This window comes from Ruegeria atlantica (genome assembly GCF_947495585.1).
Lineage (GTDB): Bacteria > Pseudomonadota > Alphaproteobacteria > Rhodobacterales > Rhodobacteraceae > Ruegeria > Ruegeria atlantica_G.
The window spans coordinates 909,273-932,579 of sequence record NZ_CANLZK010000001.1 but is presented as its reverse complement, the minus strand read 5'-3'; the positions used below and the strand labels follow the sequence as shown (position 1 = coordinate 932,579).

The window sequence follows — 23,307 nt, the reverse complement described above, 5'->3', positions numbered from 1 at the left end:
CCGATGGGGGCCGTCTATTTCTATCACCTGACCCGCCAACCGTTGGAGCATACCTTGCCGGTGTTGCTGGACAAAGCACGGCAGGCCGGGTGGAAGATTGCCGTGCGGGGCAGCGATCCCGCGCGGATGGACTGGCTGGATGAAAAGCTGTGGCAGGGGCCCGAAGAAGGGTTCCTGCCACATGGCCGCGCAGGTGGTCCGCACGATGCCGCGCAGCCGATCCTGCTGACGACCGAGGCGCAGGCTGCCAATGATGCGTCTTGTGTCATGGCGGTAGATGGCGCGGCGGTCGACCCCGACGAGATCAAGAAACTGGACCGCGTATGTATCCTGTTTGACGGTAATGACGCAGAGGCCGTTCAACGCGCGCGCGGGCAGTGGAAGGCTTTGACCGGTGCGGGATGTTCCGCCCAATACTGGTCCGAAGAATCCGGGCGCTGGGAAAAGAAAGCTGAGGCTTAGGGCCCGAGCCACTTTCCGGAAGGCGTGGTGGTGATTGCGCAAAGATGTGCGATCAGAAATGCCTCAATGACCGGATTGAAGCCCAAATTGACGGATGCGGTGCAAGGCAAAAATGACAGCTTTCAATTGTTAAGGCCTAAGTTTGAGGAACCAAATGTCCAATAGAACCCAGTCTCTCTTGCACCAGCCGCTAATTCTTCCCTGCGGCGTAACTCTTAAAAACCGAATTGCTAAATCGGCGATGTCTGACTCGCTTGGTGACGGCAAAGGCAATCCAAGTGATGATCAAATCAAGCTCTATGAGCGTTGGGCAACTGGCGGCCTCGCCCTATCGATCATCGGCGAAGTGCAGGGCACACCTCATTTCGCAGAGAAGCCCGGCAATTTGGTTTTGAACGATCAATCCGATTTCGCATTTCTAAGAAAACTTGCACAGGCAGGGGCAACCAACGACGCTCATTTGTGGCCGCAACTTGGACATGCAGGTGCGATGGCGGATGCTCCGATCAGCTCGCCGAAGGGGCCGAGTAGACTTGATTTGCCCGGTCTGAAATGTGGCGCGCTGTCCTTGGATGAGATCCATGCACTGCCGGCCGAATTTGCACGCACAGCAAACCTTGCCAAGCAGCTCGGGTTCGGTGGCGTTGAGTTGCATGCGGCCCATGGATTCTTACTTAATCAGTTTCTGTCTCCGCTATTCAACAAACGCGAAGATGCCTATGGCGGTTCATTGCAAAACCGGATGAGACTGCTGCTGGAAGTGATCAGCGCCGTGCGCGATGCCGTTGGCCCGGATTTCCCTGTGGGCATCAAATTGAACGCTACAGATCAACTTGAAGGCGGCTTCGCTGAAGATGAATCTCTTGAGGTCATTGCGGCATTAGACAAAACAACAATTGATCTGATTGATGTCAGCGGTGGCACATATTTTCCGGGTGCTGCGTCATCATCGGATCGTGCGGGTTCCGGCGCCTATTTTCTAGATTTTGCTGCGCGTGCGCGTGCGAAAACGAACATTCCCTTTATGGTGACGGGCGGTTTCAAGACGCTTGCACAGGCCAAAAGCGCCATTGCAGAAGGCAAAGCCGATCTCGTTGGATTGGCCCGCGCATTGGTCGTTGATCCAGAATTGCCGTCATTTTGGCTTTCCGATCAACGCGACGAGCCGCAATTCCCACGTTTCAAAAACCCTCCGGAAGGCGGAGTGACTGCATGGTACACGATGCAAGTCACGCGGATCGCCAGGGGAGAAAGCGCGCTTGAACCAGATGATCTAGACGAAGCAATAGCGGCATACGAGGCCAGAGATGAGGTTCGACGAGAGGTTTGGAATTCTCATTTCAACTGAATCTCACGAGCAACCTAGAGCCGACATTGGCGCAGCCGCAGTGACCGGAAGCATTGGTCCGCATGGCGGACCAAAACTTTGAAAGGAAAGCGCATTCGCTGGAATCGGCATGGATACCCGTATCACAGGGGGCAGAAACGCCGTGTGCTGAGTTTGGCTTTATTCCGCTTTTTGCAGAGAGGTTTGAGTAAGCCCAACCCCTTGTTGCACCGGAATTGATCGCCTGCACCCTTGCTCTGACGGTTCTCTGCTTTAGGGTGCGCGGCGTTGCGAGCAGAAGGATTTTGAGATGAAAAAGAACCCATTGGGGCGCACTGGTATTGAAGTGACGGATCTGTGCCTTGGCACCATGACGTTTGGGACGCAGACCCCTGAAGCGGATGCACACACCCAGATCGACATGGCGCTGGAGGCTGGGATCAATTTCGTTGACGCCGCTGAGATGTACCCGGTGAACCCTGTCCTGAAAGAGACCGTGGGGCGGACAGAAGAAATCCTGGGCAACTGGAACGCGGTGAACGCCGCGCGGCGGGCGGAGTATATTCTGGCGACCAAACACTCCGGTGCAGGTTTCGCGCATGCACGCGACGGGGCACCAATTTCTGCGCAAACGATTCCCGAAGCGATCGAGGGGTCTCTGCGTCGGCTGCAGACGGATTGCATCGATCTGTATCAGTTTCACTGGCCCAATCGCGGCAGTTATATGTTTCGGCAGAACTGGACCTATGCGCCGTCTGGTCACAACACCGATGACGTACTGGAGAATATGGAGGAGTGCCTTGACGCTCTGCAACAGCAAGTCGATAAGGGCAATATCCGCGCGTTCGGCCTGTCGAATGAAAGCGCATGGGGCACCGCGCAATGGCTGCGGCTGGCCGAACAGAAGGGCGCGCCACGGGTCGCTTCGGTTCAGAATGAGTATTCTCTGCTGTGCCGCCATTTCGACACCGACATGGCCGAGCTAAGCGTGCACGAGGATGTTGGCCTGATGGCGTTTTCTCCGTTGGCGGCAGGGTTTCTGACCGGCAAATATCAGGGTGGAGCGGTGCCTAAAGGCTCGCGCATGGATCTGGTTCCGACCATGGGCGGGCGTAAGTACGAGCGTGTGTTTGGTGCGGTCGATGCTTATTTGGAGATAGCGCAGCGGCACGGACTGGATCCGGTGCATATGGCGCTGGCATGGTGCCGGACACGCCCGTTCATGATGTCTGCCATATTCGGAGCGACCACGGTTGCGCAGCTGGCCCATATTCTGGCGGGCACGGAGGTGGTGTTGGCGGATGATGTCCTGGCGGATATCAGTGCCGCGCATCGCGCGCATCCGATGCCGTTCTAAGGGGGCTCTGCCCCCGCCGCGCTTTGCGCGCCTCCCCCGGGATATTTTTAGCCAGATGAAGCGGATCCGGTCAGTGATGTGTAGGCTGGATCCGATCCTGACGGAGGTCTCTGGCCGACAGACCGTGGGCGGTGCGGAAGGCACGGGCAAAGCTGGATTGTGAGGCAAAGCCTGTGGCGAGTGCCACGTCCATCAGTGGCATATCCGTATCGGTGACCAGACGCCGCGCTTCGGCCAGGCGCAGTTGCAGATAGTGATCCTGTGGCGTTGTGTTCAGGCGCAGACGGAACTGTTGTTGCAGAGTACGAGGGCTGGTGCCCAGAGAGTCGGCAATGACGGCCAACGGTAGCGGGTCCTCGAGCGATGTCTCCATCAACGAGTTCGCCTTTGCTGTCAGAGCCGTATGACGATGCGGCGCGCCTGTACGGCTTTGTGGCTTGGACGGTTCGGGTGCGCCCTCGTATAGGAACAGGCCGGACACGCGGGCGGCAAAACCTGCGCCGTGGCGCGCGGCGATGATGTGTAGCATCATCTCGACTGCGGGGATCGCGCCGCCTGAAGTCAGCCGGTTGCCGGACACAGTAAATCGGTCAGGGCGAACATCGACTTCGGGGAAGCGGGTCGCGAAATTGTCCAGATCCTCCCAGTGCGTTGTGGCGGAGTGGCCGTTCAGCAGGCCGGCTTCAGCTAGCAGCCATGGGCCGCCGTCGATACCGGCCATAGTGGCTCCGGTGCCTGCAATCCGGCGTAGACCTGCCAGCAGGCTGGGTGTGGCGTGACGGGCCAGTTGGAAACCTGCAATGACGATCATCAGGTCGCAACCCTGCAACCGAGCCAGCGGTGTGCCTGGAACATTCAGGGCGCTGGTCAGCATCGCCGGTTCCGCTGTGGCCGTCACATAATCCCAGTCAAAGGCTGGGCGGTCCGCCAGACGGTTGGCGGCGCGCATGGGATCAACGGCCGAGGCAAAGCTGAGCGTGTTGCATTCATCCAGAACCAGCACGGCCGTTTTTAGGGCGCGATGTTCGGGCTGCAATATGTTTTTTGCGGATTTCATCAAGTTCGATTCGCATTCTGGCAAGTTGTTTCCATAAAGCTGCGCCAGAGTCGGGGATGAACGCAAATCGGAATCCGGGGAGAAGCCTGAGGATAACTTAGGTCAAAACCGGGTATAAGTTGGGGAAAACACCATGCCACTGGAAATGAACCGCGAAGTCTTCATCACCTGCGCTGTCACCGGCTCGGGCGGAACACAGGATCGCAGCCCGCATGTGCCGCGTTCGCCCAAGCAGATTGCCGAAAGTGCGATCGCCGCGGCCAAGGCAGGCGCGGCCATCGTGCATTGCCACGTGCGTGATCCGGAAACCGGTGCACCCAGCCGTCGTCTGGACCTGTACCGCGAGGTGACTGATCGCATTCGTGAAGCCGAGGTCGACGTTGTGCTGAACCTCACCGCCGGGATGGGCGGTGACATGATCTTTGGCCCGACGGAATCTCCGCTGCCGTTGAACGAGGACGGCACCGACATGATCGGCGCGGCTGCTCGGGTGGAGCATGTGGCTGAATGTCTGCCCGAAATCTGTACTCTTGATTGCGGCACCATGAATTTTGCCGAAGCTGACTATGTCATGACCAACACGCCAGGCATGCTGCAGGCGATGGGCCGGATGATGACGCATCTGGGCGTGAAGCCTGAGATCGAGGCCTTTGATACCGGTCATCTGTGGTACGCCAAGCAGTTGGTGAAGGACGGCGTTCTGGACAGCCCGGCACTGGTTCAGCTGTGCATGGGCGTGCCTTGGGGTGCTCCGGATGATCTGAACACTTTTATGGCCATGGTGAATAACGTGCCTGATGACTGGACCTTCAGCGCATTCGCGCTTGGGCGGAACCAGATGGCATATGCGTCGGCTTCTGTGCTGGCGGGCGGCAATGTGCGGGTTGGACTTGAGGACAACCTGTTCCTCGACAAAGGCGTTCTTGCGGAAAACTGGCAGCTGGTTGAGCGGGCGAACACCATCGTTTCGAACATGGGCGCGCGGGTGATCGGCGCGCAGGAAGTGCGTGAAAAGCTGGGGCTGGTGAAACGAGCACCTAAGGGCTGAATTTTCTCTTGTCGGAAGTTCGCCTTGCCATGACACCGGGGCATCAACTGAGGGAATGAGACTCATGAAAGTGATGTTGCGGTGTCTGGCTGTCGTCGGAGCGAGACTTATGGCGGCTTGCCTTCCAGCGGATGAAAAGGCGGAGGCGGCTTCTGTGAACAATGGGAGGCAGGCTTGCGAAGCCAAAGGTGGTGTCTACGAGGTTGCAGGCAAAGCCCAGCAATATGTGTGCGTTCTGCCGCTGGCAGATGCGGGCAAGACCTGTGAAAAAGGTTCGGACTGTCAAGGCTTTTGCCTGTCCGAGACCAAACAATGCAGCGCGGTCACGCCGCAGTTCGGGTGCATTCCTCATCTGGATGAGACGGGACGCGAGCTGGTGATCTGTATCGACTAGGAAAAGAAATGACAAAAACAGCAGCTATCATCGGTGGTGGTGTAATCGGCGGCGGGTGGGCCGCGCGGTTCTTGCTTAACGGTTGGGATGTCCGCGTGTTCGATCCGGACCCGGAGGCCGAGCGCAAGATTGGCGAGGTGCTCGATAACGCGCGCCGGTCTCTGCCGGGGTTGAGTGATGTGCTTTTGCCGTCTGAGGGGGCGCTTACCTTCCATGACGATCTGACTGACGCCGTGCAAGGCGCCATCTGGATTCAGGAAAGTGTACCTGAACGGCTGGATCTGAAGCTGAAGGTTTACAAAAGCTTGCAAGAGGCCTGCAATCCGGAGGCGATCATCGGGTCGTCAACCAGCGGGTTCAAACCGTCCGAGTTGCAGGAAGGCGCGTTGCGCCCTGAACAAATCGTGGTTACGCATCCGTTTAACCCGGTTTACCTGCTGCCGCTGATCGAATTGGTGCCGACCAACAAGAACACGCCCGAGATGGTCGACCGCGCGAAGGACCTGTTGAAATCGGTGGGTTTCTTCCCTCTGCATGTCAAAAAAGAGATCGATGCGCATATTGCTGACCGGTTCCTCGAAGCTGTCTGGCGCGAGGCGCTGTGGTTGGTCAAGGACGGTATCGCCACGACTGAAGAGATCGACGAAGCAATTCGCATGGGTTTTGGCATTCGCTGGGCACAGATGGGTCTGTTCGAAACCTATCGCGTGGCCGGTGGCGAGGCAGGGATGCGGCATTTCATGGCGCAGTTCGGCCCGGCGTTGCAATGGCCCTGGACCAAGTTGATGGATGTGCCCGAGTTCACTGATGAGCTGGTCGACATGATCGCGGATCAGTCTGACGCACAATCGGGCATGCACTCGATCCGCGAATTGGAGCGTATTCGCGACAATAACCTCGTTGGCATGATGCGGGCGCTCAAGGCGCAGAACTATGGGGCCGGTGCTGTTCTGAACCAGCATGACGTGGCGCTGAAACCGGGCGCACTTCCGACGATGGATCAGGCCGATCTGAGCCAGCCAATTCTGACACTGGCGCGTGCAGTGCCGTTGGATTGGACGGATTATAATGGCCACATGAACGAGGCCCGGTACCTTGAAGCCTTCGCCGCAGCGACCGACCGCTTCATGGAAATCATGGGCTGCGATGCGGATTACATCTCCTCGGGTGGCAGTTACTTTACGGCCGAAAACCACCTCCGCTATATCGACGAAGTCCACGCGGGTGCAAAGATCGAAGTGCGCACGCAGATGTTGTTGGGGCAGGGCAAGAAACTGCACGTGTTCCATTCCATGTACGAAGGCGACAACCTTTTGGCCACGGGCGAAAGCTTCCTGCTGCATGTAAGTCTGGAAACCCGTCGTCCGAGCGCACCTTCGGCCGAGATCGAAGCGGCTATGGCCCGGATCGCCGAAGCTCAGGCTGGATTGCCTTATCCTGAAGGTGCGGGTGCTGCGATCCGCAAACCGGCATGAGTGCGCGCGTTCTGATCACGGCTGGCGCGTCGGGCGTTGGCCGCGCTATGGCCGAAGCCTTTGACGCAGCTGGTGCGCAGGTCTGGGTGGCTGACGTCAACCCGAAGGCGCTGTCAGATTGTCCGGCCCATTGGCGGCGGTCCGAGGCGAACGTCGCGGACGAGAATGCCGTGGCCACCTTGTTCCAAGACATTGAGGCGGAATGGGGTGGTTTGGACACCCTGTGTGCAAACGCAGGAATCGCGGGACCAACCGCTTCGGTTGAAGACGTTGCATTGGACGATTGGCGCATGTGCCTTGCAGTAAATCTGGAGGGTGCCTTTCTGTGCGCCAAACACGCGGCGCCGATCCTGAAACGTCAGGGCAGTGGCGCGGTGGTCATTACGTCTTCGACGGCTGGCCAATATGGGTACCCTAATCGCGCGCCTTATGCTGCTGCGAAGTGGGGGATGATCGGTCTGGCCAAGACTCTGGCGATGGAGCTTGGCGCGCATGGCGTGCGATGCAATGTCATCTGCCCTGGCTCAGTAGAAGGCCCACGGATGGAAGGCGTGCTGCAGCGAGAAGCCGACGCCAAGGGCATGACGCGTGACCAAGTCTATGACGGTTACGCCTCGGGCACTTCAATGGGTCGCTTTGTCGAAGGTCACGACATCGCCAATATGGCCGTGTTCCTTGCATCGGATGCGGCGCGGCTGGTGTCGGGGCAGGTGATTGCCGTTGATGGGCACACCGTCAACCCGGACCCGAAAATCTAACCCTGATTGGGTCCGCGAATCTGGCGGATGCTCTGGCGAACCGCCTGCCAGTCGCGGGCTTGCTGCATGTTCCCGGCGTCTTTGCATTCGCGCATCTTCTGCGCAGCTTCCGCCTCGGCCTGATCTCCGTGGGCGGAATAAAGCGCCCGTGCGTATTGAGCAGTTTTTAATGCGTCCATTCTTATTGTCCTCCGTAGTGATCGGATCGCTCGAAAGTTCGCGCCAAGTGACGATATCACACCTTGGTCGCTTACGCATCTATGAGGCCGTTATCAGGCGGAAATCGTTGATCGCAGCTGCCTGAGATGATCGGGGAAGTCCCGCGCAGTCACATCCGCTTCGCGCACCAACGTATCGAAATGACGGGAAAAAACTTCGATCCTGTCGCGGTCTCGAAAGGCCATATAGTGGCTGCCCGCGTAGAACACACACAGCAGCGGGCCAAAAATTGTGACGGGCGCAGAGTAGAGGCGTTTGGCGTCAAACAGATAGATGCGCATGCGGGGATAAAGCTGGTCGCTCAGCTCTAACAGGTGGTCGATCTGTTCCAGACGGATTTTTGGGCACAGGCCTTCGTAATAGCCGGTCGCGCGGGCAAAGCTGTCGATCTCATACAGTGGCATGGCGATTTCATAATCTGATTGAGCGCTGCGCATCCACGTCAGCCGGTCTTCTGATGCGCCGATGGCTTGATCCGCTGTTCGCCCCAGATGCGGGGCGTATTCCCACTCTAGCACGGCGCGGGTTTTCAGCATGTCGGGCAGGGTGGCAGGTACATAGCGAACCTTGTAGCCAGCCGCCTCTTTGTGCCATTCAAAAATGCGCTCATCGACCAGCGCGCGTGGCGCCTTGGTCATACTCAGAGAAAGCGCCAGAAGCTCTGCAGCGCTTTCGGGCCGATCCGATAAGCTCAGCAGCCAGTCAGCCGAAACACCAAGCGCTGTGGCGCAGCTGCCAACGACATGGGCGTTGGGCAGACGCGCACCTTCGCCGGTCAAAAGTTGGGATACGGTCGATCGGTCGACACCGATATCCCGGGCAAGCGCGCTTTGGCTGATGTCACGTTCTTCCATCGCGCGGGCAAGGCGTTGGCGAAACTGCGCAGCGCGATCTCGTTTGTCTAATTTTTCCGTCATATGTTAATTTATATCATGGATGTTGAATTTTGTTAATCATATTCAGAATTTTCAACTCGGCCACGATCCGTAATTCTTAAAACATAACAATAATATGGGTGACGGAATGGAAACGCGACGAAGATCGGTCGTGAAGGCTGTGGTGTGGAATGCGATGGGCCTGGTCATGATGACGCTGGTGGGTCTGATCGCGACAGGTTCTGCCGCAGTTGGTGGGACGTTGGCGATTGTGAACACGGGCATCGGCCTGACGATGTACGTGATCTATGAGCGTGTCTGGGCAGGCATCACATGGGGCCGAAATGTCTGAGCGGCCAGGTCCCGAGTGGGGCACCTTTGCCCTGATCATTGCGTGTTATGCAGCGTGGCTGGCGGTGATATTCACACTTCCCATTTGGCTGGCAATCCCGGCCATGGGCTTGGTCGCGGCGCTGCACTCGTCGCTGACGCACGAGGCGCTGCACGGGCATCCGTTCCGTACGCGCTGGGTGAACGAAGCGCTGATGGCGTTGCCTCTGACCTTGTTCATTCCGTACAACCGGTTCCGCGATCTGCATCTGGCGCATCACAGGGATTCGACGCTGACCGACCCCTATGACGACCCTGAGTCGAACTATCTGGACCCGAAGGTTTGGAATACGCTCAAAGACTGGCAAAAGCGGTTGTTGAGAGCGAACAACACACTGTTTGGGCGCGTGGTACTGGGCCCGGCGATTGGTCAGTATATCTTCTTTCGGGATGAGTTGCGCGGCGCCAAACACGGAGACAGAGCCATACTCCTGGCATGGACGCTGCATTTGGCAGGAGTGGTCGCTGTTTTGTGGGTAGTTGCGCAGTCTCCGATGCCGCTTTGGGCTTTTGTTCTGTCTGCTTACATTGGTTTGGGCTTGGTCAAGATCCGGACGTTTCTTGAACACCGGGCGCACGAATGCTCCAGTGCGCGAACGGTCATTGTTGAAGATCGTGGATTGTTGGCTTTTTTGTTTCTGAACAACAATCTGCACGTCGTTCATCACATGAATCCCGGTGCTCCGTGGTACCGATTGCCTGCGCTTTATCGTGCCGGAAAAGACGGCTATCTGGCCAGCAACCAAGCTTATGTCTATCGGTCTTACGGGCAGATTTTCCGGTCCTATTTCTGGCGTACCAAAGACCCGGTCGAGCATCCGCTCTGGCCAAAGGGTTGATTTGACGACACAAGGGAATTCATGAGTTTGTGGATTCCCATCACCATCGCCGCCGCAGCATTTCAGACCGTGCGGTTCATGCTGCAAAAGTCGCTGAGCACTGTGAAACTTTCGGCAGCCGGCGCGACTTTTGCGCGTTTTGCCTATTCCATGCCGTTGGCCATTCTTGCGCTGATCGTGGCGATGCAATTGACCGGGTTCAGCCTGCCGGCCCTGACCGGGCGTTTCTGGTTGTTTGCAGTGATCGGCGGGACTACGCAAATACTGGCGACCATCTGCGTGGTGGCCCTGTTCAAGCAACGCAATTTTGCCGTCGGTATTACATTCAAGAAGACCGAAGTTATCCAAACCGCCATCGTCGGATTTCTGGTCCTGGGCGATCAGGTGTCCTCGGGTGCGTTGTTTGCGATTGTTCTGGGACTGGTGGCGGTCTTGCTGTTATCGAAAAGCCCTGGTGGGGAAGGGGCTTGGTGGGCACACCTCACCAACCGTGCATCGCGCCTTGGGCTGGGTTCGGGCGTGCTGTTTGCTTTCTCATCCGTTAGCTATCGCGGTGCCTCGTTGGAACTGGGGGATTTAGACGCCTGGTTTCGGGCACTGGTCACCTTGGCCGTGGTGGTTTCGTTCCAATTCCTCAGCATGGGACTGTGGTTGCTGTGGCGCGACCGGGCCGAGCTGCGCGCAGTTTGGGACACACGCCGAACGGGCGTTTTTGTCGGGCTAACCAGTCTATGCGGTTCGTTCTGCTGGTTTTTTGCCTTCACGCTGCAAAACGCGGCCTATGTCAAAGCTCTGGGGCAGGTCGAGCTGATCTTCAGCCTGTTCGCCTCGATCTTGTTTTTCCGCGAAAGAATCACCCGGCGCGAGATCGCCGGGATGACGTTGCTTGGTGCCTCGATACTGGCACTGGTGCTTACGATTTAGCCTGCGCGGCGCTCGTCAAAGCTGAGGGCGATGAAGCTGGGCAGGTGATCGCCCATGCCGACAACTGCAGGGCCCCTGTCGTCTCTGCGGCCGCGACCTTTGGACTCTTTGTCCTTACGGGGCTCTCTATCCTTGCGCGGTTCTCTATCCTTGCGAGGCTCTCTTTCCGTGCGGGGCTCACTTTTGCGCCGCTCGGACTTTTTGGTGTCCGCCGCTTTGTGCTGATTCTCGGTTTTTGGCGAATCGGCTTTGGAGTCATCGGCCTCAATCGGGTTGTTCAGACGGGGAATTTCCTTCTGAATCAACTTCTCTACCGCCGCCAGCGCCTTTTCATCGCGGGAAGAGCAGATCGTGATCGCCTTGCCCTCACGTCCAGCGCGACCAGTGCGGCCAATGCGGTGGACGTAATCCTCGGGGTGACCGGGGACATCGAAATTGATCACATGGCTGACGGTTGGCACATCCAATCCTCGCGCGGCCACGTCCGAGGCCACGAGTAGGCGCAAAGACCCGTCCCGGAAGCCGTCGAGTGTTTTCGTGCGCTGCGATTGATCCAGATCGCCGTGGATCGCGGCGGCGTCATAGCCGTATTTCTTGAGAGACTTGGCGCAGATATCCACGTCTGTCTTGCGGTTGCAGAAGATGATGGCGTTGGTGCATTTCTCGCCTTCAGCGTCGATCAGTGCCCGCAGGACATTGCGTTTCTGGCTGGCCTCACGATCCCGACGACCGCCTTTGAACATCACGACGCCCTGTTCAATTGTTTCCGAAGCGGTGGCCTGACGCGCAACCTCGACCCGCGTGGGTGCGGACAGGAAGGTGTCGGTGATCCGCTCAATCTCGGGCGCCATAGTGGCCGAAAAGAACAAGGTCTGGCGCGTGAACGGCGTCAGCGAGAAGATGCGTTCGATATCGGGGATGAACCCCATGTCCAGCATCCGGTCAGCTTCGTCGACAACCATAATCTGAACACCGGTCAAAAGAAGCTTGCCGCGTTCAAAATGGTCCAACAGGCGACCCGGCGTGGCGATCAGGACGTCAACGCCCCGGTCGATCAACGCGTCCTGTTCTTTGAAGCTAACGCCGCCGATCAGCAGCGCTTTGGTCAGTTTCAGGTGTTTGGCGTAGGTGTCGAAATTCTCGGCCACCTGCGCGGCCAGTTCCCGGGTCGGGCACAGCACCAGCGAGCGCGGCATACGTGCACGGGCGCGCCCACGAGCCAGCAAGGTGATCATCGGCAGCGTAAAGCTGGCCGTCTTGCCGGTACCGGTCTGAGCAATGCCCAGAACATCCCGACCTTCAAGGGCAGCGGGTATCGCGCCTTCCTGAATTGGCGTGGGCGTTTCGTATCCGGCTTCCTCAATGGCTTTGAGGACCTTCGGGTTCAGGTTCAGTTCGTTGAATTTTGTCATGTATGTCCGGTTCATGCGGACACTAGACCTAGCCCGCGCGTCAAAGGAATGCCGGGCCCGGATGGCCATACGCTGTCACGCGCATTTCGGCTTTGCGCGGACATAACAAAATCATGGGGCAGGGTCAAATGAAGAGCCCTTAACCTGACGTCGCTAACGCCCAGTGCTGGTTTTCCGCAACAATTCAGCAGCTTCCGGGAAAGTGTTTCGCAACCTTAGCGTCCAGATCCAGCGGTCTGTGCCGGATCAACCCATATTCTTCGAGACGTGCGCGTACGCCGGGATCGGCACCGCTAATTTCGTCATAAAACGCGCGCAAGCCGTCCTGGCCCTGTTCTGTCTCGATCCAGTTGAACAACTCATTCTTGTTCAGACCGCCCAGTTCGCGCGGAACGTTCGGGGACATGCCGGGTTGATAGGACCCACGCGCCATCCGGAACTGGTAATGCGCCGCCCAGTGATCCCAGTCAGGGGCGTGGCGATGACACAGCTCCAACCCCGGAAGTTCGAATTTGCAGGGTAGAAGTTTTTTGTTTTGAAACAGGTTGTGGATGCGAAAGTTCAGCTTTTCCATGCCTGTGCGGACGAACAGCTTACCCTGAACGTGGCTGAGGAACCCGCCGAGTACAAAGCTGCCATAGTTGGGATAGACGGACTGTACCATGGCTGAGCGGTCCGGGCCGCTGGGGATATGCGCCTTGAACAGATCCTCGCCGCCTGCCATTGCCTCCATTGGCCGGACGCGGACGGCAGGGATTTCCGCGGGGACGGATTGCAACTGCTCCCGGATGGGTTTTGAAGACCAAAGGAACTCATCCACGTCGATATGGGCCAGCCAGTCCAGATCGGTGTTGCGATAGGCGAATGTGGCATGAAGTGTCTGACGAACCTGATGGCGGTCCGGGCGGTCGCGTTTGCGATTTTCCCAAAAGGCATCATCACAGATTCGCGCCCTTATCTTCGGGTGTTTCCTTAGGGTTCGGTGCGCCTCATGATTGGGTTCGTCCAGATAGATGTACAGATAGTCCGCACCCAGATCGAGGTGATGGGCCGCGAACTTCAGTATGTCCTGGGTCGACCCACGGACCATGGACACGATTCCCCAGGTCGTCATTGGCGCGCTTCCTTACGCGCTGTACGAGTCTCACGCATTTTGGCCAGGCGCCGGAACACTGTCCCGGGATCGCGATTCAAAGCCTTGAACAGATGATCCGAATGCTCGGCCCACAACCGGCAAAACAGGGTCGGGGCGTGGTTCGGCCAGGATCTCTTCCGCGGCTTCGAGATGAGCTGCGCGTTCAGAAAGGCCAATTCAGTTTTTCCTACGAATTCCTGCGCGATGTGTCGGCGTTTGCGCGCCCAGGATGTGTCGGCTTCACCGGGTTGCGGCCGTGTCGCGCTTTCAGGAACAATCTGACGCGCCAAATGGGTCAGATCGACATCTTCTGCCGGTAGTACCTCGTCCGAGTAGTCGAAAGGCGCTCGTCGCCTTTCGAACCTGTCTTGCAGGGCGGGCAGGCCACCCGAATTCGTTAGATCATCATCCATTCGTACTTTCGGCCCGTGCCATCACGCCATCATCTCCTTCGTGGCCGTCAGGCTCAGCTCGGGATAGTCGCGGACGACCCGGTCGATGTCCCACTGCAGGCGCGTCAGATAAACGATATCGCCGTCATGATCATGGGCGATGTGCTGCTTGTTGGCTTCGACGAACTTCTCGACTTCGGCTTTGCCGCCGCTGACCCAGCGGGCCGAGGTGAATTGCGACGCCTCAAAGCGCACGGGCAGGCCGTATTCCATCTCAATCCGGCTGGCGAGCACTTCGAATTGCAACGCACCAACGACGCCCACGATAAAGCCCGAACCGATTGAGGGTTTGAACACCTTGGCCGCGCCTTCTTCGGCGAATTGCATAAGCGCCTTTTCCAGATGCTTGGCCTTCATCGGGTCGCCCGGGCGCACTGTTTGCAGCAGTTCCGGCGCGAAGGACGGGATGCCGGTCACTCGGATCGCCTCACCTTCGGTCAGCGTATCGCCGATGCGAAGCTGGCCGTGGTTGGGAATGCCGATGATATCACCGGCCCAGGCCTCTTCGGCCAATTCACGGTCGGACGCCAGAAACAGCACAGGGTTCGAAATCGCCATCGGTTTTTTCGACCGCACATGGGTCAGTTTCATACCGCGCTTGAAATGGCCCGACGCCATACGAACAAAAGCCACGCGGTCGCGGTGCTTGGGGTCCATATTTGCCTGAACTTTGAAGACAAATCCGGCGACCTTCTTTTCATCCGGTGCGATTTGACGGGGTTCGGCAGACTGGATCTGCGGCTGCGGGCCATAAGCGCCGATGCCCTCCATCAGTTCCTTGACACCGAACGAGTTGATGGCCGAGCCGAACCAGATCGGGGTCATATGCCCCTCAAGCACCGCCTGCGGGTCCATGGCGGGCAGCAGCTCGCGCGCCATCTCAACCTCTTCCAGGAACTTTTCCAACAGGTGCTCGGGCACGTGTTCGGCCAGTTTCGGGTCGTCCAGTCCGTTGATTTCGATGCTTTCGGCCACTTTGTTTCGGTCGGCGCGGTCCATCAGTTCCAGCCTATCGCGCAGCATGTCATAGCAGCCGATAAAGTCGCGGCCCACACCAATTGGCCATGCTGCAGGGGTGACGTCTATGGCCAGCATTTCCTGAATTTCGTCGATGATCTCGAACGTATCGCGGCTTTCGCGGTCCATCTTGTTACAGAAGGTCAGGATCGGCAGATCACGCAGGCGGCAGACCTCGAACAGTTTCTGCGTCTGGCTTTCCACGCCTTTCGCGCCGTCGATCACCATCACAGCGGCGTCCACGGCTGTCAGCGTGCGATAGGTGTCTTCCGAGAAATCGCTGTGACCGGGCGTATCCACCAAATTGAACCTGAAGGTGTCATAGTCAAATGACATCGCCGATGCGGAAACCGAGATACCGCGATCCTTCTCCATCTGCATAAAGTCCGAACGGGTCCGCCGGGCTTCGCCCTTGGCACGCACCTGGCCGGCCATCTGAATAGCGCCCCCGTACAACAGGAACTTTTCAGTCAGCGTCGTTTTGCCCGCATCCGGGTGCGAGATGATGGCGAATGTCCGGCGCCGGGCGATCTCGGGCGGCAAAACGGGTTGGTTCGAGGCGATATCAAGCATGAACGCGCGTATATGCGGGGAATTCTGCCGAGGCAAGACAAAGGGGGTGTTCAGAATCGCCTGATAATGGCAAAAAGAACATATAGTGAACAAATGATGGAGAGGTGTGATGAATTTAAAAGAAATCGCAAACGAACTGGTCGCTGGTTGCCGTGAGGGCCGGGCCAAAGCGAATTTGGATAAGCTCTATGCAGACAATGCCGTTTCTGTCGAAGCTGTGGATTACTCGGGTATGGGGCGCGAAGTCGCCGGGCGCGACGCAATCCGCGGCAAACACGAATGGTGGGAAGGCGCACATGATGTAACCGAAGCTTCGGTAAGTGACCCATTTGTGCATGGTGAGGACCGCTTTGCCGTGATTTTCGAAGTGAAGGGTACTGTGCTGGAAAGCGGTGACAGCTTTGATATGCGCGAAGTCGCCATTTACCACGTCGCGGATAGCAAGATCGTGCGCGAAGAGTTCTTTTACTAACGTGTTTTGGTTTCTGGTCTTCCCTGAAAGGCTGGTGCTAGATGTGCGGCAAAGACAGGGAGGATCAGATGGATCTTGGGATCAAAGGTAAACGTGCGCTGGTTTGCGCCAGTAGCAAAGGTTTGGGTCTTGGGTGTGCCGAGGCACTGGCGGCGGCGGGTGTTGATCTGGTGATGAACGCGCGCGGGCCCGAGGCTTTGGGGGCATCGGCTGACCGCATTCGCGCTGAGCATGGCGTACAAGTTCAGACTATCGCCTGCGATGTGACTTCGGCTGAAGGACAGGCGCAGGTAATCGAAGCCGCGCAGGGTGTAGATATCCTTGTGACAAATGCCGGAGGCCCGCCCCCCGGTTTGTGGTCGGACTGGGATCGCGATGATTTCATCAAAGCGCTGGACTCCAACATGCTGACGCCGATTGCGTTCATGAAGGCGCTGTTGCCGGGGATGATGGACAAGGGCTGGGGCCGGGTGGTGAATATCACTTCGCAATCTGTGCGCGCACCGATCCCCGCACTGGGTCTGTCGAACGCGGCCCGCACCGGTTTGACGGGATATGTCGCGGGAACTGCGCGTCAGGTGGCGCCGAAAGGGGTAACGATCAATAACTTGCTGCCGGGCATTCATGCCACCGACCGGGCGGAATCGTTGGATGGCGGTGTCGCCGCGCAAAAAGGAATTTCGATGGACGAGGCGCGCGCTGAACGCGCGGCAACCATCCCGGCGCGCCGGTATGGAACGCGTGAAGAATTTGGTGCAGCCTGTGCGTTCCTGTGTTCGCAGAATGCCGGTTTCATTGTCGGGCAGAACATACTGCTGGATGGTGGCGCCACCAATCTGACGATGTGATCATGGCTCAAAACTTCTCACTTAAAGATCAACTGTTTAATGCCGAAAAGACCCGCTATTTGGCGGGGCTTTTCGCGGGCGCGGACCCGTCCTTTGATGCCGAGGCGTTTGAGGCGCAGGTCATGTCGCGTCTGCTGGATCTGGAGCTGAAAGAGCGGATGGCCTGGATCGCTGAATGCCTGCAACAGGCGGTGCCGGGCAACTTGCCTCAGATCGCACCAACGCTGCTGCGCGCTTTGCCGCCGCCTTTGGATCCCGGCAAAACGGATGACGATTTTGGCGACTTCATCTTTGCCCCGCTGGGTGACTGGGTTGTTGCCGTGGGGATGGATCATCCTGAGCAGTCATTGGATGTGCTCGAGGAACTGACCCAAAGGTTTTCAATGGAATGGGCCATAAGGCCGTTCCTCAATACCCATCAGGAACAGGTGCTGGCGCGGATGCAGGAATGGTGCGCGCATGACAGCTATCACGTGCGTCGACTGGTCAGCGAAGGCACAAGACCGCGTTTGCCTTGGGGGCAGGCGGTGGGGCTGGACCTGACCGATCCGCTGCCTTTACTGGATCGGCTGCATGCCGATGGAACGCGCTATGTCACCCGGTCGGTGGCCAACCATTTGAATGACATCACCAAAAAAGACCCCGATCTGGTTTTGGACCGGTTGCAGGATTGGGGCAGGAACGGGCGGCAGGATCAGGCCGAGATGGGCTGGATGACCTCGCACACCTTGCGTGGGCTTGTGAAAGCAGGCCATCCGCGCGCCATGAAGATGCTGGGCTTTGATCCCGATGCTGAAGTTTCGGCCGATGTTACCATCAAGGGTGACGCGCAGATCGGTGGAGCGCTGGAGTTTGATGTCGTGCTGAATGGAAATGGAAAACAACCGGTTCTGGTCGATTACATTGTTCATTTTCAAAGGCCTGGGGGTAAAAACTCAGCCAAAGTGCACAAGCTGAAACAGTCCGCGTTGGCAGATGGTGCTCTTACCCTGACCAAAAAGCACAAGCTCAAAGGTGACGCCACCACGTTCAAACTTATCCCTGGTGCGCATCGGCTTGAGATACAGGTGAACGGCAAACTGCGCGCGGGCGTTGATTTCGAACTGCTGGCATAACCCCTACACGCCCTCACGCTTTCGTCAGATTCTAAAGGCCCGGATTGCGCCAAGCCCCGCGCTGCTTTAGCTGCTATGCAGCCATCAGACAGAAGGATAACCGCGATGAAGCATGAGTCAGTGCAGAATTATTATGGCGAAGTCTTGCAGGGCAGCTCGGACTTGCAGACAAACGCGTGTTGTACGCCTGATGACATGCCGGATCATCTCAAAAAGATCCTTTCGAAAATTCATGACGAAGTTCTGACGCGCTACTATGGCTGCGGTTTGATCGCTCCGCACGACCTTGAGGGGATGAGCATTCTAGATCTCGGCTGTGGTGCGGGACGTGATGTTTATGCCTTGTCCGCAATGGTAGGTGAAAAGGGGCGCGTTGTCGGCGTGGACATGACGCCGGAGCAATTGGACGTAGCGCGCGCGCATCAGGACTATCACGCGCAAGCCTTTGGGCATTCTGACAGCAATGTGAAATTCCACCATGGCTATATCGAAAAGCTGGATGTGCTTGACCTGGAACCCGGTTCTTTTGACATCATCGTCTCGAACTGCGTGATCAATCTGGCCACCGATAAAGAGGCTGTTTTGCGCGGCGCGCACCGGTTGTTGAAAGACGGGGGCGAGATGTATTTCTCGGACGTCTATTCAGACCGCCGCGTGCCCAAAGAGATGGCCGAGGATGAGGTTCTGTACGGCGAATGCTTGTCAGGCGCGTTGTACTGGAACGATTTTCTGTCGATGTCGCGCAGGGCTGGCTTTGGCGACCCGCGTCGGGTCACGCATCGTCCGCTGACTATTGAAAACGCGGTGCTCGAAGAGCGTGTTGCGCCTCTTAAATTCCTGTCCGCCACCTACCGTCTGTTCAAGCTGCCCGAGTTGGAGCCTGCGTGTGAAGATTACGGCCAGGCCGTGATCTACAAGGGCACCATCCCGAACGCCCCGCATCTGTTCGAACTGGATGATCACCACGCGATCGAGGCAGGCAAGGTCTTTCCTGTTTGCGGCAACACGTGGATGATGTTGAAAGACACCCGTTTTGCCCGGCATTTCGACTTCATTGGCGATTTCTCGACCCACTACGGCATTTTCGAAGGCTGTGGCGGTGAAAGCCCGTTTGAAGCCATGGGCGAGGCCCCATCCGGCGGCTGTTGCTGATCTCTTGCACCTGAGGGGCGGGGTTGTTATTCCCGCCTAAGCCCGATGGAATTGATCGGGAAAGGCAACGGGGCCCATCGGTGACAGAAAACGCTACTCCTCCTCGACTGGAAATCCGAAATCTGATCGCCCGGTATGAGGGGCGGGTTGTAGTGGATGACGTCTCGCTGACGGTGCGGGCGGGGCAGGTGACCTGTCTGCTTGGCCCGTCAGGTTGCGGCAAGTCGACAACCCTGCGCATGATCGCCGGGGTCGAGATGCAGGAATCCGGTGAAATCTATGTCGATGGCAAGTTGATCTGTGACACGGTGTTTCGTGTGCCGCCCGAACGGCGTGAAATAGGGCTGATGTTTCAGGACTTTGCCCTGTTTCCGCATCTCAGCGTTGCCGACAATGTGGCCTTTGGCCTGAAGGGGCATAGGGACGAAAAACGCGCCCGCGTCGAAGCGCTGCTGCGCAAGGTTGACCTGATGCGTTTCGTCGACGACTACCCGCATCATCTGTCAGGTGGCGAGCAGCAACGTGTGGCACTGGCCCGCGCATTGGCCCCGCGTCCGCGGATCATGTTGATGGATGAGCCTTTCTCGGGCCTCGACAACCGGTTGCGGGACGGCATTCGGGATGAAACGCTTGCGATCCTCAAGGAAGAGGATGCCGCTGTTGTTCTTGTCACGCACGAGCCGGAAGAAGCGATGCGCATGGCGGATGAAATCGCCCTGATGCGGCGGGGTAAAGTCGTGCAACAAGGCGCGCCCTACAACGTCTTTACCCGCCCGGCGGACAAGGCGGCGGTGGCGTTTTTTAGTGATATCAATGTTTTGCAATCCAAAGTGAATGGAGCCTTGGCCGAAACGCCATTCGGGCAATTTCTGGCACCCGGCGTTCCGGACAATACAGATGTCGAAATCGTATTCCGCCCTCAGCACGTGCGGCTGGACTTTGACCGTAACGGCAAGGGGCCGCTGCCGACACCGACCGACGGCGTTGCCGCGCGGGGCGTAGTCGAGCGGGCACGGTTTTTGGGCAACGAAAGCCTTGTTGAATTTCGGATGGACCATGACGGCTCGATCCTGAGGGCGACGGTGCCCAATGTCTTTGTTCCCAGTCCGGGACGGGTCATGTGGCTGACCATCCGACGTGACAGGTGTTTCGTTTTCCCGGTTTAGGCTGGAAAGCCACAGTTTAGCGCCAAGTGGTGCGCGAAAGCATCAGATTGGACGCGCGCTTTGCTTGCCGCGACGCGGGGGCGGGTCTATCAAGGGCAAAACGCCGGGTGGATGGGGCTTATGCGTATACTTCTGACCAATGATGACGGGATCAATGCCCCGGGGCTGATCGCACTTGAGGCGATTGCCGCCGATCTGGCAGGCCCGGATGGCGAGGTTTGGGTCGTGGCACCTGCGTTCGAACAATCAGGTGTCGGCCACTGCATCAGCTATACGCACCCGATGATGGTCGCCAAGCTGGGCGAACGTCGCTATGCCGCCGAAGGCTCGCCCGCTGACTGTGTGTTGGCCGGGCTGCACGACGTCATGAAGGACACGCCGCCGGATCTGGTTTTGTCCGGAGTGAACCGGGGCAACAACTCGGCCGAGAACACGCTGTATTCCGGCACGGTGGGTGGGGCGATGGAAGCTGCCCTGCAGGGTATTCCTGCGATTGCCTTGTCGCAGTATTTCGGACCGCGCAACCTGGGTCTGGATGATCCTTTTGAGGCTGCAACGCGTTACGGGGCCGACCTCGTGCGGCGAATTCTGAAAGCAACGCCCGAAGAGCAGGGCGATTACCGCCTGTTTTACAACGTGAATTTTCCACCTGTGCCTGCGGATGAGGTTCTGGGGACGCGCATCGCGCCGCAGGGTTTTCGCCGGGATACCAATTTCTCGGTTGAACCGCACAGTTCGCCCTCCGGCCGGCGGTTCTTGTGGATCAAGGGCGGCTATCAGCACAATCCGACAGCACCCGGAACCGATGCGGCAGTTAACCTTGGGGGCTACATTTCGGTCACACCGATGCGTGCGGACTTGACGGCTCATGACGTTCTGGAACAACTGAAGTCGGTCGAATGAGCGGGCTTGATCCAGAAACAACCATGCAGTTCCTTTTTGCTCTGCGGTCCCGCGGCGTAACGGATGCGCGCGTTCTGGCCGCGATGGAACAGGTCGACCGAGGCCGTTTCGTCAAGGGTCTGTTCGCCGAGCGAGCCTATGAAGATACACCGCTGCCGATTGCCTGCGGTCAGACGATCAGCCAGCCTTCGGTGGTGGGGCTGATGACGCAGGCGCTGGATGTGCGCCCTCGTGACACGGTGCTGGAGGTTGGTACAGGCTCGGGCTATCAGGCGGCGGTTCTGTCCAAGCTGGCGCGCCGGGTCTATACGGTCGAACGTCATAAACGTCTGGTGCGCGAAACCGGCGAGCTGTTTCGTGAATTGGGAATGACCAATGTGACGGCGATGCTGTCGGATGGGTCGTTCGGTTTGTCGGAACAAGCCCCGTTTGATCGTATCATTGTGACAGCCGCCGCCGAGGACCCGCCCGGGCCGCTCTTGGCGCAGCTCAAAATCGGCGGTATCATGGTTTTGCCGGTGGGACAGTCGGATGCGGTTCAGACCCTGATCCGGGTCAGACGCACCGAGACCGGTCTGGACTATGATGAATTGTTGCCCGTTCGGTTCGTGCCCCTGCTAGAAGGGCTTGGCAAAGACGGAGCGTAAAGAAATATTTCGCGATAAGCGCTGGAACCCCGGACAACAGGGGCAGGCGGTGAGGACAGTAAAATGAGAGCAGTTTCCAAATCAGCAGTCGCAGCAGGTGTTGCGTCTTTGGCGTTCCTCGCGGGATGCGAAGGCCCCATAGATTATGACCTGCGAGGCAATGTCGGCGGGTTTTCTACGGCCGATGCGGCGCAGGCGGCCACCGCGAACCGGCCGGCACCGGATGCGCGTGGCGTGATCACCTATCCTAATTATCAAGTAGCCGTTGCGCGCCGGGGCGACACGGTTGGCGATGTCGCCGCCCGGGTCGGATTACCGGCAGCGGAAGTCGCGCGTTTTAACGGATTGCAAGCTGCGGACCAGCTGCGTGATGGCGAAGTGGTCGCCTTGCCCCGTACCGTCAGCACGGCCAGCTCTGTCGATATCGCGACAATTGCAGGCACTGCGATTGACGCGGCGCCCGCGGATGGGTCGGTGCGCACATCTACGCTGGAACCGGCACAACCAACCGCAGCGCCTGCACCGGCCCCTGCGCCGGCGGGACCCGAACCCATTCGCCACAAGGTCAAGCGCGGCGAAACCGCGTATACGATCGCGCGCCTGTATAACGTGCCGGTCGACGCTCTGGCCGAGTGGAACGGGCTTGGGTCCGACTTTACCGTGCGCGAAGGGCAGTTTCTGCTGATTCCCATCAAGAACCAGGCGGCACCCCGTCAGGAAGCTGCCGTTGCAACCGTTCCTGCGACCACGATCACCCAACCAGGGCAGGGCTCGCCCACGCCGACCCCGCCCAGTGCGACGCAACCGCTGCCGGATGAAGATATCAAGCCGGCAGAACCCGCGCCAGACGTGACCGCCGAAGCACCCACAACGCAAAGCAATTCTGCGCTTGGACTGCCGGTCACAGGAACGATCATCCGCACCTATAAAAAGGGCTCGAACGAAGGAATCGACATTGCGGCCTCGCCGGGTAGCCCGGTTAACGCTGCCGCTGCGGGTACTGTTGCCGCAATCACGGCGGACGCGGATCAAGTGCCGATCATTGTGGTAAAGCACAATAGTGATCTGCTGACCGTCTACGCGAATGTCGAGAACATCACTGTGAAAAAGGGTGCTCGCGTCAAGCGCGGCCAAAAGATCGCCTCCTTGCGCGGCGGCGACAATGCCTACGTCCATTTCGAGGTGCGTAAAGGGTTCGAATCTGTCGATCCGGAACCCTATCTGCGGTGAGGGTTATGGCCCTGAGCGGGCGATGCCTTCGGCCAGAGTATTTGAGAAAAGATGAAACCC

The 23,307-nt window shown here is 58.2% G+C and carries 25 protein-coding genes; 18 read left to right on the top strand and 7 right to left on the bottom strand.

Going from position 1 to position 23,307, the window contains the following annotated elements; translation table 11 throughout:
• Positions 1-3: 3 nt before the first annotated feature.
• The 3 genes from QMP16_RS04565 to QMP16_RS04555 all read left to right on the top strand — a co-directional run bounded on the left by QMP16_RS04565 (position 4) and on the right by QMP16_RS04555 (position 3,146).
• On the top strand, positions 4-462 hold the full coding sequence (locus tag QMP16_RS04565) for a DNA polymerase III subunit chi (RefSeq protein ID WP_282151380.1): 459 nt from the start codon (positions 4-6) through the stop codon (positions 460-462).
• A 154-nt stretch (positions 463-616) separates the two neighbouring features.
• Positions 617-1,810 (top strand): NADH:flavin oxidoreductase/NADH oxidase family protein, encoded by a 1,194-nt coding sequence (locus tag QMP16_RS04560; protein WP_282151379.1) that lies wholly within the window; start codon positions 617-619, stop codon positions 1,808-1,810.
• Between the two features lie 289 nt (positions 1,811-2,099).
• On the top strand, positions 2,100-3,146 hold the full coding sequence (locus tag QMP16_RS04555; RefSeq protein ID WP_282151378.1) for an aldo/keto reductase: 1,047 nt from the start codon (positions 2,100-2,102) through the stop codon (positions 3,144-3,146).
• A 70-nt stretch (positions 3,147-3,216) separates the two neighbouring features.
• Here the strand turns inward: QMP16_RS04555 and QMP16_RS04550 are convergent, their stop codons facing one another.
• Positions 3,217-4,203 (bottom strand): GlxA family transcriptional regulator, encoded by a 987-nt coding sequence (locus QMP16_RS04550; RefSeq protein WP_282151377.1) that lies wholly within the window; start codon positions 4,201-4,203, stop codon positions 3,217-3,219.
• Positions 4,204-4,336: 133 nt separating this feature from the next.
• Between QMP16_RS04550 and QMP16_RS04545 the strand changes: the two genes are divergently transcribed.
• From QMP16_RS04545 to QMP16_RS04530, 4 genes are read left to right on the top strand one after another with little or no spacing between them, the layout of a single operon-like run.
• The gene (locus QMP16_RS04545; RefSeq protein WP_282151376.1) at positions 4,337-5,251 is read left to right on the top strand and encodes a 3-keto-5-aminohexanoate cleavage protein; all 915 of its coding nucleotides are present in this window, start codon (positions 4,337-4,339) and stop codon (positions 5,249-5,251) included.
• Positions 5,252-5,306: 55 nt separating this feature from the next.
• Positions 5,307-5,645 carry a hypothetical protein gene (locus tag QMP16_RS04540; protein ID WP_282151375.1) on the top strand — a complete coding sequence of 113 codons (339 nt, stop codon included), beginning with the start codon at positions 5,307-5,309 and terminating at the stop codon, positions 5,643-5,645.
• An 8-nt stretch (positions 5,646-5,653) separates the two neighbouring features.
• The gene (locus tag QMP16_RS04535) at positions 5,654-7,120 is read left to right on the top strand and encodes a carnitine 3-dehydrogenase (RefSeq protein WP_282151374.1); all 1,467 of its coding nucleotides are present in this window, start codon (positions 5,654-5,656) and stop codon (positions 7,118-7,120) included.
• Positions 7,117-7,878, top strand: a complete 762-nt coding sequence (locus tag QMP16_RS04530) for an SDR family oxidoreductase (RefSeq protein WP_282151373.1) — start codon at positions 7,117-7,119, stop codon at positions 7,876-7,878. Before QMP16_RS04535 ends, QMP16_RS04530 begins: the two co-directional genes overlap by 4 nt.
• Here QMP16_RS04530 and QMP16_RS04525 read toward each other — a convergent pair.
• Positions 7,875-8,057 carry a hypothetical protein gene (locus QMP16_RS04525; RefSeq protein WP_058271838.1) on the bottom strand — a complete coding sequence of 61 codons (183 nt, stop codon included), beginning with the start codon at positions 8,055-8,057 and terminating at the stop codon, positions 7,875-7,877. The two genes, QMP16_RS04530 and QMP16_RS04525, sit on opposite strands and share 4 nt — an antisense overlap.
• 93 nt (positions 8,058-8,150) lie before the next feature.
• Entirely contained in the window at positions 8,151-9,014 is an 864-nt protein-coding gene (locus QMP16_RS04520; RefSeq protein WP_282151372.1) for a helix-turn-helix domain-containing protein, read from the bottom strand.
• Between the two features lie 106 nt (positions 9,015-9,120).
• On the opposite strand from QMP16_RS04520, the gene QMP16_RS04515 reads away from it, so the two are divergent.
• From QMP16_RS04515 to QMP16_RS04505, 3 genes are read left to right on the top strand one after another with little or no spacing between them, the layout of a single operon-like run.
• Entirely contained in the window at positions 9,121-9,324 is a 204-nt protein-coding gene (locus QMP16_RS04515; protein ID WP_058278218.1) for a DUF2061 domain-containing protein, read from the top strand.
• Positions 9,317-10,201, top strand: coding sequence for a fatty acid desaturase (locus QMP16_RS04510; RefSeq protein WP_282151371.1), 885 nt, complete (start codon positions 9,317-9,319; stop codon positions 10,199-10,201). Before QMP16_RS04515 ends, QMP16_RS04510 begins: the two co-directional genes overlap by 8 nt.
• A gap of 21 nt (positions 10,202-10,222) precedes the next feature.
• Complete coding sequence (locus tag QMP16_RS04505; protein WP_282151370.1) at positions 10,223-11,125, top strand: DMT family transporter; 903 nt, start codon at positions 10,223-10,225, stop codon at positions 11,123-11,125.
• Here the strand turns inward: QMP16_RS04505 and QMP16_RS04500 are convergent.
• From QMP16_RS04500 to QMP16_RS04485, 4 genes are all read right to left on the bottom strand, one after another.
• Positions 11,122-12,552 (bottom strand): DEAD/DEAH box helicase, encoded by a 1,431-nt coding sequence (locus QMP16_RS04500; RefSeq protein ID WP_282151369.1) that lies wholly within the window; start codon positions 12,550-12,552, stop codon positions 11,122-11,124. The genes QMP16_RS04505 and QMP16_RS04500 overlap by 4 nt on opposite strands.
• A 169-nt stretch (positions 12,553-12,721) precedes the next feature.
• Positions 12,722-13,651: a glycosyltransferase family 2 protein gene (locus QMP16_RS04495; RefSeq protein WP_282151368.1), complete on the bottom strand. Its 930-nt coding sequence runs from the start codon at positions 13,649-13,651 to the stop codon at positions 12,722-12,724.
• On the bottom strand, positions 13,648-14,085 hold the full coding sequence (locus QMP16_RS04490) for a hypothetical protein (protein ID WP_282151367.1): 438 nt from the start codon (positions 14,083-14,085) through the stop codon (positions 13,648-13,650). Before QMP16_RS04490 ends, QMP16_RS04495 begins: the two co-directional genes overlap by 4 nt.
• Positions 14,086-14,106: 21 nt before the next feature.
• A complete protein-coding gene (locus QMP16_RS04485) occupies positions 14,107-15,714 on the bottom strand; it encodes a peptide chain release factor 3 (RefSeq protein ID WP_282118272.1) in 1,608 nt (535 codons plus the stop codon).
• A gap of 109 nt (positions 15,715-15,823) precedes the next feature.
• On the opposite strand from QMP16_RS04485, the gene QMP16_RS04480 reads away from it, so the two are divergent.
• From QMP16_RS04480 to QMP16_RS04445, 8 genes are all read left to right on the top strand, one after another.
• Positions 15,824-16,186 (top strand): nuclear transport factor 2 family protein, encoded by a 363-nt coding sequence (locus QMP16_RS04480; RefSeq protein ID WP_282151366.1) that lies wholly within the window; start codon positions 15,824-15,826, stop codon positions 16,184-16,186.
• A gap of 68 nt (positions 16,187-16,254) precedes the next feature.
• The gene (locus QMP16_RS04475) at positions 16,255-17,034 is read left to right on the top strand and encodes an SDR family oxidoreductase (RefSeq protein WP_282151365.1); all 780 of its coding nucleotides are present in this window, start codon (positions 16,255-16,257) and stop codon (positions 17,032-17,034) included.
• A 2-nt stretch (positions 17,035-17,036) separates the two neighbouring features.
• Positions 17,037-18,149, top strand: coding sequence for a hypothetical protein (locus QMP16_RS04470; RefSeq protein WP_282151364.1), 1,113 nt, complete (start codon positions 17,037-17,039; stop codon positions 18,147-18,149).
• 105 nt (positions 18,150-18,254) lie between these two features.
• Positions 18,255-19,301 (top strand): methyltransferase domain-containing protein, encoded by a 1,047-nt coding sequence (locus tag QMP16_RS04465; RefSeq protein WP_282151363.1) that lies wholly within the window; start codon positions 18,255-18,257, stop codon positions 19,299-19,301.
• 80 nt (positions 19,302-19,381) lie between these two features.
• Complete coding sequence (locus QMP16_RS04460) at positions 19,382-20,467, top strand: ABC transporter ATP-binding protein (RefSeq protein ID WP_234998988.1); 1,086 nt, start codon at positions 19,382-19,384, stop codon at positions 20,465-20,467.
• A 120-nt stretch (positions 20,468-20,587) separates the two neighbouring features.
• Positions 20,588-21,370, top strand: a complete 783-nt coding sequence (surE, locus tag QMP16_RS04455; RefSeq protein ID WP_282151362.1) for a 5'/3'-nucleotidase SurE — start codon at positions 20,588-20,590, stop codon at positions 21,368-21,370.
• On the top strand, positions 21,367-22,017 hold the full coding sequence (locus QMP16_RS04450; RefSeq protein WP_058271826.1) for a protein-L-isoaspartate(D-aspartate) O-methyltransferase: 651 nt from the start codon (positions 21,367-21,369) through the stop codon (positions 22,015-22,017). Before surE ends, QMP16_RS04450 begins: the two co-directional genes overlap by 4 nt.
• A 63-nt stretch (positions 22,018-22,080) precedes the next feature.
• Positions 22,081-23,247, top strand: coding sequence for a LysM peptidoglycan-binding domain-containing M23 family metallopeptidase (locus QMP16_RS04445; protein ID WP_282151361.1), 1,167 nt, complete (start codon positions 22,081-22,083; stop codon positions 23,245-23,247).
• The last annotated feature ends 60 nt before the right edge of the window (positions 23,248-23,307 follow it).